The organism is Mucilaginibacter sp. P1_A3 (assembly GCF_056406855.1).
In genome coordinates, this window is the sequence record NZ_JBFTZJ010000021.1 from 1 (window position 1) to 15,885 (window position 15,885).

General features: G+C 40.3%; 13 protein-coding genes. 9 read left to right on the plus strand and 4 right to left on the minus strand.

Annotated elements, in window-relative coordinates; translation table 11 throughout:
- Positions 1 to 416: 416 nt before the first annotated feature.
- The 4 genes from AC1D0K_RS29975 to AC1D0K_RS29990 all read right to left on the minus strand — a co-directional run bounded on the left by AC1D0K_RS29975 (position 417) and on the right by AC1D0K_RS29990 (position 3,065).
- A complete protein-coding gene (locus AC1D0K_RS29975) occupies positions 417 to 1,154 on the minus strand; it encodes an ABC transporter ATP-binding protein (protein WP_477395322.1) in 738 nt (245 codons plus the stop codon).
- A 104-nt stretch (positions 1,155 to 1,258) separates the two neighbouring features.
- Positions 1,259 to 1,549: an Asp-tRNA(Asn)/Glu-tRNA(Gln) amidotransferase subunit GatC gene (gatC, locus tag AC1D0K_RS29980; RefSeq protein ID WP_295713072.1), complete on the minus strand. Its 291-nt coding sequence runs from the start codon at positions 1,547 to 1,549 to the stop codon at positions 1,259 to 1,261.
- The gene (locus AC1D0K_RS29985; RefSeq protein WP_295713069.1) at positions 1,546 to 2,277 is read right to left on the minus strand and encodes a lysophospholipid acyltransferase family protein; all 732 of its coding nucleotides are present in this window, start codon (positions 2,275 to 2,277) and stop codon (positions 1,546 to 1,548) included. Before AC1D0K_RS29985 ends, gatC begins: the two co-directional genes overlap by 4 nt.
- Positions 2,278 to 2,330: 53 nt before the next feature.
- Positions 2,331 to 3,065, minus strand: coding sequence for a lysophospholipid acyltransferase family protein (locus tag AC1D0K_RS29990; protein WP_477443574.1), 735 nt, complete (start codon positions 3,063 to 3,065; stop codon positions 2,331 to 2,333).
- 39 nt (positions 3,066 to 3,104) lie between these two features.
- Here AC1D0K_RS29990 and trpS point away from each other — a divergent pair, with 39 nt between their 5' ends.
- From trpS to AC1D0K_RS30035, 9 genes are all read left to right on the plus strand, one after another.
- A complete protein-coding gene (trpS, locus tag AC1D0K_RS29995) occupies positions 3,105 to 4,100 on the plus strand; it encodes a tryptophan--tRNA ligase (RefSeq protein WP_477395316.1) in 996 nt (331 codons plus the stop codon).
- Between the two features lie 177 nt (positions 4,101 to 4,277).
- A complete protein-coding gene (locus AC1D0K_RS30000; protein WP_295713061.1) occupies positions 4,278 to 4,892 on the plus strand; it encodes a deoxynucleoside kinase in 615 nt (204 codons plus the stop codon).
- A gap of 101 nt (positions 4,893 to 4,993) precedes the next feature.
- Positions 4,994 to 5,728, plus strand: a complete 735-nt coding sequence (gene kdsB / locus AC1D0K_RS30005; RefSeq protein WP_477395314.1) for a 3-deoxy-manno-octulosonate cytidylyltransferase — start codon at positions 4,994 to 4,996, stop codon at positions 5,726 to 5,728.
- A gap of 350 nt (positions 5,729 to 6,078) precedes the next feature.
- Entirely contained in the window at positions 6,079 to 7,215 is a 1,137-nt protein-coding gene (locus AC1D0K_RS30010) for an FIST signal transduction protein (protein WP_477395312.1), read from the plus strand.
- A 2-nt stretch (positions 7,216 to 7,217) separates the two neighbouring features.
- A complete protein-coding gene (locus tag AC1D0K_RS30015; protein WP_477463146.1) occupies positions 7,218 to 8,750 on the plus strand; it encodes an ATP-binding protein in 1,533 nt (510 codons plus the stop codon).
- 199 nt (positions 8,751 to 8,949) lie between these two features.
- Entirely contained in the window at positions 8,950 to 10,560 is a 1,611-nt protein-coding gene (locus AC1D0K_RS30020) for a CTP synthase (RefSeq protein ID WP_295713050.1), read from the plus strand.
- 21 nt (positions 10,561 to 10,581) lie between these two features.
- Positions 10,582 to 12,417: a membrane protein insertase YidC gene (gene yidC / locus AC1D0K_RS30025; protein ID WP_477395306.1), complete on the plus strand. Its 1,836-nt coding sequence runs from the start codon at positions 10,582 to 10,584 to the stop codon at positions 12,415 to 12,417.
- 254 nt (positions 12,418 to 12,671) lie between these two features.
- Positions 12,672 to 14,990, plus strand: a complete 2,319-nt coding sequence (locus AC1D0K_RS30030) for a S9 family peptidase (RefSeq protein ID WP_477395304.1) — start codon at positions 12,672 to 12,674, stop codon at positions 14,988 to 14,990.
- Positions 14,991 to 15,178: 188 nt separating this feature from the next.
- Positions 15,179 to 15,859: a hypothetical protein gene (locus tag AC1D0K_RS30035; RefSeq protein WP_477395302.1), complete on the plus strand. Its 681-nt coding sequence runs from the start codon at positions 15,179 to 15,181 to the stop codon at positions 15,857 to 15,859.
- Positions 15,860 to 15,885 lie beyond the last annotated feature (26 nt).

Sequence of the window (15,885 nt, forward strand, 5' to 3'; positions counted from 1 at the left end):
AAGGCAAAGGCAGCGGTCGCGGTACAAAGAAAAATACTGGAAATGATTTATACGATCTGGACAACAGAAAAGAAATATGATAAAGCATACTTACAAAAAACAAATGCAGCAGCAGTATAAAAAGAGTTAGGGCGAATAAAACACGAAGTTATACCGCCCTAAACAGGCTGACATAAAGCCGCCTTAAGTAAACAAAATTAAAAATTATTTGATAATTAACACAGAATCTCTCTTCGGCTTCGCCGGAAAGAGGGTTAAAAAGCTAATTTAAAGTTTCCAACTCCCTCTTTCCAACGAAGTTGAAGAGAGGGATGTCGAGCGTAGCGATGACAGGGTGAGTCTTAACCTCGGTTAGCTTTCAGAGTTTTGCGAAATTTTACCATTCGCAAAGACTGTAAAATAATAATTAGTGAAATTTACACCTCCTCAACCCGCCTGCTAACCGTATGTATTTCTGGGTTTTGGTAATCTTTTTCAATCAAGCCATCGCGCATACGTACTATGCGGTGGGCATGAAGGGCAATGTCCTCTTCGTGGGTTACTAATATAATGGTGTTACCTTTGGAGTGAATATCCTCTATCAACCCCATAATTTCGATGGAAGTTTTGGTGTCAAGGTTACCGGTAGGCTCATCGGCCAGGATGATAGAGGGGTTGTTAATCAGTGCGCGGGCTACAGCAACACGCTGGCGCTGACCGCCTGAAAGCTCATTAGGTTTGTGATCTATACGGTTACCTAAGCCAACGTTTTTTAGCGCGTTGGTAGCACGCTCTGTACGTTTCTCTTTGTTGATGCCTGCATAAATGAGGGGTAACGCAACATTATCAAGGGCGGTATTACGGGGTAATAAGTTAAATGTCTGGAAAACAAAGCCAATCTCGGAGTTACGTACTTCGGCCAGTTCATTATCCGTCATATGGCTTACATTTATGCCATTTAATATGTACTCACCTTTGGTTGGTGTATCTAAACAACCCAAAATATTCATCAGCGTAGATTTACCCGAACCAGAGGGGCCCATCAAAGCCACAAATTCACCTTTATTAATAGTTAACGAAACAGATTTAAGGGCGTGTATAACTTCGGTACCTATAACGTATTTACGTCCGATTTCGTTTATGGTAATTAAAGGCTTCTCGTTTAATGGCTCCATGAATGTTTTTTTATTTGGACAACAAGAGGGTAGGATTTGTTACAAAGGTGTAATTCAAAATTAAAAATTAAAATGTCCTTTATCCTTGTTCCAAAGTCCTTTATCTATTTCTCAATCACCTTTGCCACCAAAAAATAATCCTCGTCGTGTTTAGGGGCATTTTTTAAGGCTTCTTCGTGCGTAATTGTTTGTTTCACCACATCTTCCCGTAAAATATTTGCTCCGTCGGTCATATAAATAAGAGGCTCAACTCCAGTTGTATCAAGCTCGTTAAGTTTGGCCATAAAATCAAGAATTTTGCTCATATCCTTAATCATGTCCTTTTTTTCAGTTTCGCTGAGTTCTAAACGGGCCAGGTGGGCAACCTTTTCAACTGTTTCTTTATCTATGTTCATGCAGTTTGTAGTTTCATTTTAATAATAGCGTGAACTTCATCACGCAGCGCATCGGCATCATCCAATGTTAAATGGGCTGTTTCGATGGGTTTATGTACAAATATATTACAAATTCCTGGTCTGCTGCCAAGTTCTTTGCCTGTATCCCAAAGTACCTCCCAGGTATCTACCGAGCTAATTGGCAAAATAGGCACTTTCATTTCAATGGCCAGGCGAAAGGGGCCGTTCTTAAATGAATTTAATTCGGGCGGGTAATCTTTCGGAATAGTAGCTTCTGGGAAAATAACCACGCTTACTCCACTTTTTATCCGCTCGGCCGCTGCTTTAAACGCCCGGAAGGATGACATTTTGCTTTCCCGGTTAACAGTAATATCAATAGTACGAAAGAAGTAGCCAAGCACATAGTTGGTTAATAATTCTTCCTTACCCATAAAGCAGATATTATTTTTCATGATTGTACTTACTGCAGATACATCAAGATTTGAGGTGTGATTACCACAAATTACATATGTTTTTTTCCAGTCTACAGGTTCTTCAAAACTGGCGCTATAAAAAATACCGGATATGCTTGAGCTTAAAAATATAATGAGCCGCCTTACCTGGTTAATGTATTTATACCAGCTTTTTTGTTGCCTTAATAGGTATAATGCCGGGTAGCATAGTGTAAAAAAGAAAGCGATGCTATACCTGTAAAAATTGGTATGTATCCTTTTCAGTGTTAATTTCATGTTCACCAAATGTAAAAAAAATACTTGTTTTTGTACACGTTAAACATCGCTAACTAATTTGAGTGTTCCAGTTTATCCCGCATAATGACATAAACTTTATGGCGCAGGGTATCGGCATCGGCTATGGTTAGGTTTGATGTATCGATGGGTTTATGAATATAAAAATTGCAAATGCCCGGTCTGCTGCCATATTGGGTGCCTGTATCCCATAGTACTTCCCATGTGTTTAATGAGCTTACCGGTATTATGGGTATTTTATTTTCGATAGCGAGCCGGAAAGGACCATTCTTAAATTCGCCCAGTTGAGGTGGATAATTGTCTGCTATCATTCCCTCGGGAAATATCACCAGTGATATGCCATTCTGTAATTTTTCGGCAGCTTTTTTAAATGCCCTGAAGGATGACATTTTGCTTTCCCTGTTAACCGGGATATCGACAGTGCGAAAGAACAGACTGGTTACCAGGCCCTCTTCCAATTCCTGTTTACCCAAAAAAGAGCAGTCGTTTTTCACCAGGATACACATCGCCGATATATCCAGGTTTGATGTATGATTGGGACAAATGATATAGGTTTTGCTCCAATCAATAGGTTGCTCGTATTGGAATTTATAAAATATACCTACCATTGCCGAGCTGATGAACCCCCAGGCCCCGCGCAGTTTATTGAGGCTATGGTAACGCGACGGATTTTTAGAACAATAATAAAAAAAAGGCCAAAATAAAAAGTAGGATAAAGCTACACTAATCACATATAAAAAGCGGTGTACTTTTTTCAATATCATTTTCATCGTCATCAAAAATAGAAAAATTCCTTACTTTCGCCCATTATGGAAACTGTTGTTAGTGGCATCCGTTCAACCGGAAATTTACACTTAGGAAATTATTACGGTGCATTGCAGAACTTTATAAAAATGCAGGATGAATTTAACTGTTATTTTTTTATTGCCGATCTGCATTCGTTAACCACACACCCTACGCCTGCCGATTTGCATAGTAATGTAAAACAGGTTTTGGTGGAGTATCTTGCCGCCGGTATCGATCCGGAAAAAGCCACCATCTACGCACAATCAGATGTGCCCGAGGTTGCTGAACTATACCTTTACCTGAATATGAACGCCTATTTGGGCGAGCTGGAGCGCAGCACTTCATTTAAAGATAAAGTACGTGCCAATCCCGAAAACGTGAACGCCGGTTTGCTTACCTACCCGGTGTTAATGGCTGCGGATATCATCATCCATAAAGCTACCAAAGTACCCGTAGGGAAAGATCAGGAACAACACCTGGAAATGGCCCGTACCTTTGGTAACCGTTTTAACAGGCTGTATAATCATGATTATTTTCCCGAGCCTTATGCCTTTAATTATAGCAGTAACCTGGTGAAAATTCCGGGGCTTGATGGAAAAGGTAAAATGGGTAAATCAGAAGGGGAGGGCAATGCCATTTTTCTTGGTGATACCCCAGAAGCCATTAAAAAGAAAGTAATGCGGGCGGTTACTGATGCCGGCCCAACAACAGAAAATCAAACCAAGCCCCAGGAAATTCAAAACCTGTTCGACCTGATGAAAGTTGTTTCATCGGCAGATACATTGGCTCATTTTGATAATTTATACAATTCGATGAATATCCGTTACGGCGACTTGAAAAAACAACTGGCCGAGGATATGATCATTGCCACAGCACCAATCAGGGATAGGATTAACGCCATTGCCGGTGATGCCGAATACTTGCGTAAAGTAGCCCAGTTAGGAGCCGATAAGGCTCGTGAAAGCGCTTCTAAAACGATTAGAGAAGTAAGGGAAATCATAGGATTTAAGAAATTTTAAAAAACGTTTGAACCCGAATTAAAAGAATTAAAGAATTTTCGGAATTTATAACAGGAGCCCTTTCAGGGCTTTTTTTAACATTTAAAAGTTGAAATAATAAAGTTTCGGACCTTTAAAAATTCAAGTAATTCTGTAAATTCGACAAATTACGGTTCAGACAAAACAAATAAAATAAGCATGCACATAGCTATTGTAGGAAATATAGGCGCTGGTAAAACCACCTTAACTGAAATGCTGGCCCATAATTATGGTTGGGAACCACTTTTTGAAGCCGTAGATAATAATCCTTACCTGGAAGATTTTTATAGCGATATGAAACGCTGGAGCTTTAACCTTCAGATCTATTTCCTGAATAGCCGTTACCGCCAGATCATCGATATTCAAAAAAGCGGGCGCAATATTTTGCAGGACCGTACCATTTATGAGGATGCCTATATTTTTGCAGAAAACCTGCATGATATGGGGTTAATGACCACCCGTGATTACGAAAACTACGAATCCATATTTGATAATATAACCGAGTTTATTAAACCGCCCGATTTGCTGGTTTACCTCAAAGCATCAGTACCCACGCTGGTAAGTAACATTCAGCGCCGGGGACGGGAGTATGAAAGCGGTATTCGTTTAGATTACTTATCTAAACTGAACGAGAAGTACGAAAAATGGATAAAAAACTATAAGCTGGGTAAACTACTCATCCTTGATAAGGATAACCTTGACTTTGCTAATAATACCGAAGATATGGCTACTATTGTGCAATTGATTGAGCGCGAGATTAATGGTTTGTTTTAACATGGATTCGGGGTATGGGTTGTGTGTTATGGATAATATAATAAAGTGTAAACTAATTATCTTTGATCTGTCAATTACAACTTAAATAGCTGCCACTAAAAATGAAAATATTAGGTATCATTCCTGCCCGTTATGCATCTTCCCGTTTCCCGGGTAAGCCATTGGTTGATATCGCCGGTAAAAGCATGATTCGGCGGGTATATGAGCAGGTTAAAAGATGTAATGATGTGGCCGAAGCTATCGTGGCTACAGATGATGACCGGATATTTGATCATGTGGAGGCCTTTGGCGGTGTGGCTGTAATGACGGCTGATGATCACCAGAGCGGGACCGACCGTTGCGCCGAAGTAGCCCGCCTGCATCCCGAATATGATGTGATCATTAATATCCAGGGTGATGAACCTTATATCAACCCCGAGCAAATTGCCAAGCTGGCTGCTTGTTTTGCAGATGCCGGTACACAGATAGCCACGCTGATAAAAAAGATTGTTACAAACGAAGAACTCTTTAACTACAACTCGCCCAAAGTAATCATCAATAAATTATCCGAAGCAATATATTTTTCACGGGCCACGTTACCTCATATCCGTGCCTGTGAGCCTCACAACTGGCTAAAATGCCACACTTATTTTAAACATATTGGCATTTACGGCTATCGCGCAGATGTGCTACAGCAGATCACTAAACTCCCTGTATCTGGCCTGGAGAAAGCCGAAAGCCTGGAACAGCTGCGCTGGATTGAGAACGGATACCGTATTAAAGTGGCCGAAACCGAACTGGAAACACATTCGGTAGATGTGCCTGCTGATTTGGAAAAACTCCCGCTGCATTTATAAAATTAACATCCCCATAAACTTTTGGTCGTTAATTTCTGCTTAATTCTGGCTAAATAAGCCGGGGCTTGAAATAGTTTTTTCATATGCCGAGTTATGCTAATTTGCAAAAAACATAAAATTTAAACCTTATTAAATAAATTTCGTAATAAAGTTAATAGATAATTTTTGATAATTGTTGATTTATTAAAACTGGTAAAGTGCTCTGTTTAAACTATTACAATAAAAATACCTATCAATAATTAAAGAATTTTACACTAACAACAAACGTATAATTTATTTGCTTTGTGGTAAATTAATTGCTTTTTAATTTATTACATTCACCTAGCCTTAAATAATAAACTGTTATAGTTATGCGCATAAGTCAGCTTCATTTTACAAGCAATGGCTGGACCAGCTATTTTGCAGCTCCCGGTTTTAATGCCGAAAAGAGCCAGTTGGTATTTGTTTTTGGTGCTCCCCAGTTAATTATAGTACCAGAAATTCATAATTATCTCAAAATAAATTACCCAATAGCCAGCATTGTTTTCTCATCAACCTCAGGCGAGATCATGGGCAGCGAAGTGTATGACGATAGTATAGTTGCAACAGCCATTGAATTTGAAAAATCTGCTATAGTTGCAACCGCTACACATGTAAGTAAACATGCCAATAGCTATGAAACAGGCAAATACCTTATGTTGCAGCTTGATAAAGAGCATCTGAATTGTGTTTTCATTATATCTGATGGCACTTACATTAATGGTAGTGAATTGGTTGCCGGTTTTAATGATGACAATCCGGGTAAGGTGCCTGTTACCGGTGGGCTTGCCGGCGATGCAGCCAGGTTTGCCAGTACCTATACAGGGTTAAACGAGGTGCCTGCGCAGGGCAATGTTATAGCTGTTGGTTTTTACGGCGATAGTTTGTTGGTTAACCACGGCTCAAATGGTGGTTGGGAAGAATTTGGCCCGCAGCGCACGATTACCAAATCTGATAAAAATGTGTTGTTTGAGATTGATCATAAAAATGCCCTTGATTTATATAAGGAATATTTAGGCGAGTATGCTAAAGAACTTCCCGGTTCGGCATTGTTATTTCCCTTATCGTTAAGTATTAATGGTTCGGATAAAAAGCTGGTACGTACCATTTTGAGTGTTAACGATGATGAAAAATCAATGACTTTTGCCGGTAACTTACCCGAAGGCAGCAAGGTGCGCCTTATGAAAGCCAATTTTACAAAATTAATCAACGCATCATCGGCCGCTGCAACAGATGCTATTGATAGTTCGACCGAAACCGAACTTGCTATCATGGTAAGCTGCGTGGGGCGCAAACTGGTGCTCAATGAACGTACAGAAGAAGAACTGGCAGTAGCTAAACATATATTTGGAGATAATACCATTATTGCCGGCTTTTACTCCTATGGGGAGCTTTCACCTTTGAACAAAGGATCAAACTGCGAGCTACATAACCAAACCATGACCATTACTACCTTTACAGAGAAATAGTTATGGATTATCACCAACTGCTAAATAAACAAATCAAAAAACTGCTTCCTGCACAATACCTGGAGGATGATGCTGTTGTACAGTTTTTGAATGCCATAAATACGAGTTTTAACAACTTTGATAAATCAATAAAACTGGCCGATCACGCCTTCAATATCAGCGAACGCGAATACCTTTCGGTAACCGATAACCTGAAGGAGCAAAACGAGATCAAACAGCGATCTATTTCGCAATTAAAAGAGGCTATTAAAGCGCTCAACCCGGATGTTGAACTGAAACTTTCCGATTCTGACGATGATCTTATTCATATTATAAGCTTTTTGCAGGAGCGGATAACAAAAGCCAAGGAACTGGAGGTTGCCCTCATAACTTCCAAAGAATTTGCTGAGAAGGCTGCCATGGCCAAAGCGCAATTTTTATCTATCATGAGCCATGAGATACGCACACCGATGAACGCGGTGATTGGCTTTACTCATTTGCTTATTCACCAGGACCCGAAACCCGAGCAAAGGGAATTTTTAGGTTTCCTTAAATTTTCGGCAGAAAATCTGCTGGTACTCATTAATGATATCCTGGATTTTAGTAAAATAGAGGCAGGTAAGGTGGAGTTTGAACAAGTTGATTTCAGCATTACCGATCTTACAAAAAATATCAGGCTGGCCTTGCTTCAAAAGGCCAGCGAAAAAAATATCCCGATAAAATTGATGATGGATCAGGACCTGCCCAATGCAATTATTGGCGACCCGGTACGTTTGGGGCAGATATTAACTAACCTCATAAGTAATGCTGTTAAATTTACACACCAGGGAAAGGTAACTGTTACCGCAACTTTGGCTTGCCGCGACGAGGATAATTCAACCATTGATTTTGAAATAACCGATACCGGGATAGGTATTATGCCCGATAAGATTGAGCATATTTTTGAAAGTTTTAGCCAGGCAAGTACTGATACTACCCGCAAATATGGAGGTACCGGGCTGGGGCTTACTATCACAAAGCGCCTTTTGCAATTGTTGGGCAGCGAAATTACAGTTATCAGCGAATTTGGTAAGGGATCTGTTTTTAAGTTTAGTCTTGTGTTTAAAAATAGTAAAAAACAATTGAGCAGCACTTCGGATAGCGACGAGTTTTACAGTTTAAAGAGCCTTAAGGGCACCAAATTGCTTATTGCCGAAGACAACCAGATAAACGTAATACTGGCTAAACATTTTATGAAACAATGGGACGTTGAATGTGATGTTGCCGAAAATGGCGAAATAGCTTTAATGCTGGTGCAAACCCATGATTACGATATGGTTTTGATGGATCTTCAAATGCCAGAGATGGATGGCTACCAAACTACAACGGCCATACGCGAACTTCCCGGCGAAAAATACAGGGATTTGCCAATTATAGCGCTCACAGCATCAGCCATGCTTGATATTCAGGATATGGCATTTACTGTTGGGATGAATGATTATGTGAGTAAACCCTTTAACCCAAACGAGCTTCACCGTAAAATTGCAAAGTACAGCCGACAAAAGGAAAATGTGTAGGTTTTTGTCATTTTTGTTTGTTGATTATTTATAAGTGTTTCATTTAAAGCATGTTGAAATCCTGAAAATAGGAGAGGTGCTTTTTACGGCCCATTTTTTCTCAACATGTAAAGCAAAGCCTGAAAATTTTCTTACTTTTGTATCCCGTACACAAACATTTGGTTTCGGCATAAAACCGCAGCCATTTTTCAAAAAAATCATGACTAAATATATTTTTGTTACGGGTGGCGTTACCTCGTCGTTAGGAAAAGGTATTATCTCCGCTTCATTAGCCAAACTACTTCAATCGCGCGGTTATCGTGTCACTATCCAAAAATTTGATCCCTATATCAATATCGATCCGGGAACACTTAACCCATATGAGCATGGTGAATGCTATGTGACCGAGGATGGTGCCGAAACAGATCTGGACCTTGGTCATTACGAACGTTTTTTAAATACCCCAACATCCAAAGCAAATAACATTACTACCGGTCGCATTTACCAAAATGTGATCAATAAAGAGCGTGAGGGAGCATTTTTAGGTAAAACCGTACAGGTAGTTCCTCACATTACTGACGAAATTAAACGCAACTTCCGCATATTGGGCGAGAGTGGCGAATATGATATTGTGATCACCGAATTAGGTGGTACCGTAGGTGACATTGAATCATTACCTTATATTGAAGCTGTACGTCAGTTTAGGTGGGAAACAGGTTCTGGTAACTCATTAGTAATTCATCTTACATTGGTTCCTTTCCTTGCAGCTGCAGGTGAATTGAAAACCAAACCGACACAGCACTCGGTAAAAATGCTTTTGGAATATGGTATCCAGCCAGATATTTTGGTTTGCCGTACAGAGCACCACCTTAATGCCGATATCCGCAAAAAAATTGCCCTGTTCTGTAATGTGAATATTAATGCGGTTATTGAATCAATTGATGCATCAACTATTTATGATGTGCCATTATTGATGCTGAAAGAGCAGCTGGACAAAACAGTGCTTACCAAACTAAAATTATCGCACAAAAACGAACCAAACCTTGATAGCTGGAAAGATTTCCTGGGCCGCTTAAAAAACCCAACTGCCGATGTCCGCATTGCGCTGGTAGGTAAATATGTAGAGCTGCCTGATGCTTATAAATCTATTACAGAAGCCTTTATACATGCAGGTGCCAAAATGGAGTGTAAAGTAAGGGTTGAATATATTCCATCAGAAACATTAACACCAGAGAATGCTATTGAAAGGCTGAAAGGCATGCATGGCGTGCTGGTTGCTCCGGGCTTTGGCGAACGTGGTTTTGAGGGTAAAATTCAGGCTATCCGGTACGTACGCGAAAACAATATCCCTTTCTTCGGTATTTGTTTAGGTATGCAATGTGCCGTTGTTGAATTTGGCCGTAACGTTTTAGGGCTTGATAAGGCAAGCAGTACAGAAATGAACCCTGAAACGGAGTTTCCGGTTATAGGGATGATGGAAGATCAAAAAAACATCACAAACAAAGGTGGCACTATGCGTTTAGGCGCTTATCCATGTGATATTAAAAAGGGAACTAAAGCAGCGGTTATATATGGTAAAAATCATATATCAGAAAGGCATCGCCATCGTTATGAGTTTAATAATGAGTATCTTAAACAGTACGAAACAGCTGGCATGATACCATCAGGTATTAATCCGGAAAACGGCCTGGTTGAAATTGTAGAACTTAAAAACCACCCGTTTTTTGTAGGCTCGCAATTTCATCCCGAATTAAAATCAACAGTTGCAAATCCACACCCACTTTTTATTAACTTTGTCGCCGCTTCACTGGCTTATGCCCGTAAGAAATAAGTAATTGTACGATACAATATAATGGATAAAAATACTTTCACAGGATTATTCCTGATTATGGCTATCATAGCCGGCTCTGTTTATTTTTTAAAGCCGAGTGAAGCCCAATTGAAAAAAGATGCCCTTTTTCAACATCAGGATTCTTTAAAAAAGGGGTTATTGGGTAAAACAAATACCCCCGTAACCGCAAAATTTGATACAGCAAAAGCAGCTGTTAAAACGGTTGCGGATTCTGCCACGTTAAAAAGCCCTTTCGGAGCAGCATCAGTGGGCAGCGAGAAACTAATCACTATTGAAAACCAGGAGTTATTAGTTAAGCTAAGTACAAAAGGTGGTAAAGTAGCTTCGGTTGAATTAAAGAACTATAAAACCTTTGATAAAAAGCCTCTTGTACTTTTCAGTGGGGATAAAGATCATTTTGGTTTGAACTTTAATGTTGGGGATAAAAAAATAAATACCGACGAATACTATTTTAACCCAAGCGCTGCTGATTTAAAAGTTGCCGAAAAAGATTCTGCATCAATTACCCTGCGTTTAAGTTATAGCCCAACACAGTATATTGATTATATATACAGTTTAAAAGGTACTGGCTTTAAATTAGGCCTGACTATTAAACCTACCGGACTTGATGGCGTTATAGCCAATAGCAGCAGCCTTAACCTTAACTGGGCAGCCAGCCTGCACAAACAGGAAAAGGATATGAAGCAGGAGCGCCAGTATTCGACAGTGTATTACTACAATACCGAAAATACTGTTGATTGGCTTAATGAAAATAAAGACGATTCAAAAGAAGTAAGTGATAAGAAGATGACCTGGGTTGCTTTTAAGCAACACTTTTTCTCCAATGCATTAATTGCTAAAAACGGTATCAGTAAATCGAGCTTTGGCGTAGTAACTGACGTTGCCGATACTACTGACGTTAAGCAGATGAAAGCCGATTTGACGCTGGTACGTTCATCAGACGGCAGTGTTCCGTTAGTATTTTATTTTGGCCCTAACCGTTATAAAACTTTAGAACAGCAAGGCTCCGATCTTAACAAATTGGTTAACCTGGGTTGGGGTCCGTTAAAATACATCAACCAGTTTGCGGTATTGCCGGTGTTTAACTTTCTTAAACAGTTTAACTGGAACTACGGACTGATCATTTTAGTTTTAACCATTGTGCTTAAGTTGGTATTATCGCCGCTTACCTACAAATCATACCTTTCAATGGCCAAAATGCGTGTGCTGAAGCCCGAAATGGATGAGATAAAAACTAAAGTGGGCGAAGATAACCCTACGCTTTTACAGCAGGAATACCTCAAGCTTTATAAAAAAGCGGGTGTTAATCCCCTGGGTGGTTGTTTACCATTGCTGATACAAATGCCTATTGTAATCGCATTCTTTAAGTTTTTCCCAAGTTTGTTTGAGCTGCGCGGCGAAAGCTTTTTATGGATGCATGACCTGTCAACTTATGATTCGGTAATTAAATTTGCTCCTATAGCGCTTGTAGGTGGTGTTGATCACATCAGCTTAATGTGTTTGCTGATGACGATATCAACGTTGATTTACACCTACTTCAATAACCAGATTTCTGGAGCAACCGGACAAATGAAATATATCGGGTACATTACACCACTTATATTCCTTTTCACCCTTAACAGCTATCCATCAGGCTTAAATTATTATTACTTTTTGGCCAACATGCTTACCTTTTTACAACAATACCTGATTAAATTTATGGTTGACGATAAAAAGATTCATGCCCAGATACAGGAAAATAAAAAGAAACCAGAGGACACCAAAAAGAAGAAATCAGGTTTCCAGGCTCGTATGGAAGAAATGATGAGGAATCAACAACAGGCTAAGAAGTCGTAATTTTGTGATAAAGGACTTTTAGACAAAGGACTTTCGGACAAAGGATTTTTAAATATTAGACCAAAAATCCCGGGATAATCTCCCGGGATTTTTTGCGTTTAACCCCACGCGTATTTTTATGGCGGGCCTGTTTAGGAAGATCGCTTTATACCTCGTATAGACTAACGCTGTTATTGCGCTCTTGTAACAATCTTTAAACAATCTCAAATGATAAAAAAGCATTACTTTGCGCTTTAAAACATTAGTTGACACTCATGAATAAATATTTACTCACCATTCCGGCGTTCGCTATGGCTGTGGCCGCGCATGCCCAGCAGGGTGGCGCTTTAAGCACTAAGGATTACGAAAATGCCGAAAGCTTTCTGTACTATAATACAGAACAGCTTGTTGACAGGGCCTACGTTCGCCCTAACTGGTTGCCGGGCGATAAGTTCTGGTATAGGGTTTTAACCGCCCAGGGCAGCGAATTTATTTTGGTTGATCCGGTTAAAAAAACGCGTGATGTAGCCTTTGACCATCAAAAACTGGCTGAAGTACTATCAGCCGTTTCGGGCGATAAATACGATGGAAACATGCTGCCTTTTCAAACCATCAGTTTTTCGGCAGATGGTAAAACGCTTTTGTTTTTTGCCGCAGGCAAACACTGGCAGTACGACTTGAAAACAGATGTTTGTACGCAGGCGATGGATACAGGTAAAGCAGCAGCTCCGGCTGGCCGCAGGGGAAAGACGGAGGAAGTGCTATCACCCGATGGAAACCGTGCCGCCTTTATCAAGGACTATAATCTTTGGGTACGCGATGTTAAAACCGGTAACCAAACCCAGCTGACCACCGACGGAATTAAGGATTTTGGATACGCCACAGATAATGCCGGCTGGCAATCATCAGATGCTGCTATACTGCGTTGGTCGCCGGATTCCAGGAAGATAGCCACCTTTAAGCAGGATCAACGTAAGGTGAGCGATATGTATTTGGTTACCACCAATGTGGGTAAGCCAACTTTAAAGCAATGGAAATACCCTTTGCCGGGTGATGAAATTGCCATGATCACGAGGGTGATTGTAGAGGTGGATAATCCTAAAGTGATTAGACTGCAGGTAGCGCCAGATGCGCACCGGGCTACTCTGAGTGATGATATCAGCAGCAGCGGAACATTTGATGATGTGGACTGGAACGCGGATGCCTCCAAACTTGCATTTGTATCTACCTCACGCGATCACAAGAATGAGAAATTCAGGATCAGCGATGCAGCTACCGGTGCTGTTAAAGAGGTTTTTGAAGAAACCGTTAAAACACAATACGAATCGGGCCAGGGTACTATCAACTGGAAATACCTTGCCAAAACAAACGAGATCATCTGGTACTCCGAACGCGATAACTGGGGCCACCTTTACCTGTACGATGCCGTTACCGGTAAGGTTAAAAACCAAATTACCAAAGGCGAATGGGTAGTAACCAAATTGTTAAAGGTAGATGAAAAGAACCGCGTAGTTTACTTTATTGCCGACGGCCGCGAAAAAGAGAACCCTTATTTTAGCCAGCTATGCAAGGTGGGTTTTGATGGTAAACACTTTGCCGCATTAACTCCCGAGGACGGCAACCATAACGTAACCTTATCGCCGGGTGGTAGTTATTTTGTTGATAGCTACTCTAAACCCGATGTTGCCCCGGTTACTGTATTACGTGACCTGAATGGTAAACTGATCTCTACTTTGGAAAAAGCAGATGTATCAAGGCTTACTGCTACCGGGTGGCACGCGCCTACCCCGGTTACTCTGAAAGCACATGATGGCAAAACCGATGTTTACGGATTGGTGTTTACACCAACAAAAATGGACGCCGGTAAAAAATACCCGGTTATTGATTATATATATCCTGGTCCGCAGGGTGGCAGTGTAGGCAGCTGGTCGTTTGTTTCATCAAGAGGTGATAACCAGTCATTGGCCGAATTAGGTTTTATTGTGGTGGAGATTGAAGGCACCAGTAACCCGCATCGTTCAAAAAGTTTCCATGATATGAGCTACGGTAACATGTCTGAAAATACCTTGCCAGATCAGATAGCCGGCATCAGGCAGTTATCGCAGAAATATCCTATTGATACCAATAAAGTAGGTATCTGGGGGCACTCTGGCGGTGGCTTTGCTACGGCGGCGGCGATGTTCCGTTATCCTGACTTTTTTAAGGTGGGCATTTCTGAATCGGGTAACCACGATAACCGCAACTACGAGGATGATTGGGGCGAACGCTATGACGGTTTGGTAGCCAACTCTGATTATGCTGCTCACGCTAATCAAAACTATGCTAAAAACTTAAAGGGTAAACTAATGCTTGCCCATGGGTTGATGGATAACAATGTGCCGCCGTACAATACCCTGCTGGTGGTTGAAGCCTTAGAGAAAGCTAATAAGGATTATGACCTGGTAGTTTTCCCTAACAGTCCGCATGGCTATGGTGCGTACTCGCCCTATATGATGCGCCGCCGCTGGGATTATTTTGTGAAAAATCTGCTGGGTGTTGAGCCCCCGCATGAATATGTATTGAAAACAAAAACAGATCCGAGGAATAAAATGTAATAAGTTACAGCTATAAATTAAAACGCCTGATTTCTGTTAAGATCTCAGGCGTTTTTGTTAAACATAGGTGTAGTATCTTACCAGAATTTGGGTATCTGGCCGTAAATAGTAAAAAGTTTTTATATTGAAGAGGCGGGCTAAACCTTGCCTTTTTTGTTTTATATTGCTTTTAAAATTATATCAAATTAATGGGAACCTGGAATACTGCAATCAACGGCAATGATACATTTCTTGATGTTTACTCAAATTTCTATGACCTGTATAATCAAGGTCAATATCCAGATTATGTTTCAAAGCAGGTTATTGAAATGTTTAATGGGGAATTTGAAGACTCAGATACTCAAAATAATGCTTTGTTTGCGCTTGCATTAGCACAATGGGAAACAAAAACTCAGAACGGTCAAATTTTAAGTAGGGTAAAACAGATTATTCTTAAAGATCAGGACCTGGAAGTTTGGGAAAGGTTAGGTGCAGATGCTGGATTGCTTAGTAAGAGAAAAGTCGTACTTGATAGCTTTTTAAAAAAGATCACTCAGATTAAAGATAAACCAAAAAGAAGAGTTAGGAAGAAGTTTGATTTTAAATGCATTTGCCTTGTTAATATTATTGCGCCAGACGGCTTAAAAACATTTGAAATCAATGAAGAATATACTAATGGAAAATATATTCAAACAAGCTCAATTATGCAATGGAGAACAGGGGGAGGCTCTGTTCTGTATTATAGCGCTCAGGGAAAAGTTATTTCTGCACAATGGATAGATAGTCAAACCTTAGAGGTCGTACATGATAGAGGAATAGATTTTACCATGAAACGTGATACTGCTTATTATTGCGGCGATGCGGTAAATGTAATATACATGCCTAAATAAAACAAAAGCAGATCCAAGGAATAAAA

Excerpts from the sequence above, each read along its gene's own strand:
- AC1D0K_RS29975 (WP_477395322.1), bottom strand. The coding sequence starts at position 1,154 with ATGGAGCCATTAAACGAGAAGCCTTTAATTACCATAAACGAAATCGGA.
- gatC (WP_295713072.1), bottom strand. The coding sequence starts at position 1,549 with ATGAACATAGATAAAGAAACAGTTGAAAAGGTTGCCCACCTGGCCCGT.
- AC1D0K_RS29985 (WP_295713069.1), bottom strand. The coding sequence starts at position 2,277 with ATGAAATTAACACTGAAAAGGATACATACCAATTTTTACAGGTATAGC.
- AC1D0K_RS29990 (WP_477443574.1), bottom strand. The coding sequence starts at position 3,065 with ATGAAAATGATATTGAAAAAAGTACACCGCTTTTTATATGTGATTAGT.
- trpS (WP_477395316.1), top strand. The coding sequence starts at position 3,105 with ATGGAAACTGTTGTTAGTGGCATCCGTTCAACCGGAAATTTACACTTA.
- AC1D0K_RS30000 (WP_295713061.1), top strand. The coding sequence starts at position 4,278 with ATGCACATAGCTATTGTAGGAAATATAGGCGCTGGTAAAACCACCTTA.
- kdsB (WP_477395314.1), top strand. The coding sequence starts at position 4,994 with ATGAAAATATTAGGTATCATTCCTGCCCGTTATGCATCTTCCCGTTTC.
- AC1D0K_RS30010 (WP_477395312.1), top strand. The coding sequence starts at position 6,079 with ATGCGCATAAGTCAGCTTCATTTTACAAGCAATGGCTGGACCAGCTAT.
- AC1D0K_RS30015 (WP_477463146.1), top strand. The coding sequence starts at position 7,218 with ATGGATTATCACCAACTGCTAAATAAACAAATCAAAAAACTGCTTCCT.
- AC1D0K_RS30020 (WP_295713050.1), top strand. The coding sequence starts at position 8,950 with ATGACTAAATATATTTTTGTTACGGGTGGCGTTACCTCGTCGTTAGGA.
- yidC (WP_477395306.1), top strand. The coding sequence starts at position 10,582 with ATGGATAAAAATACTTTCACAGGATTATTCCTGATTATGGCTATCATA.
- AC1D0K_RS30030 (WP_477395304.1), top strand. The coding sequence starts at position 12,672 with ATGAATAAATATTTACTCACCATTCCGGCGTTCGCTATGGCTGTGGCC.
- AC1D0K_RS30035 (WP_477395302.1), top strand. The coding sequence starts at position 15,179 with ATGGGAACCTGGAATACTGCAATCAACGGCAATGATACATTTCTTGAT.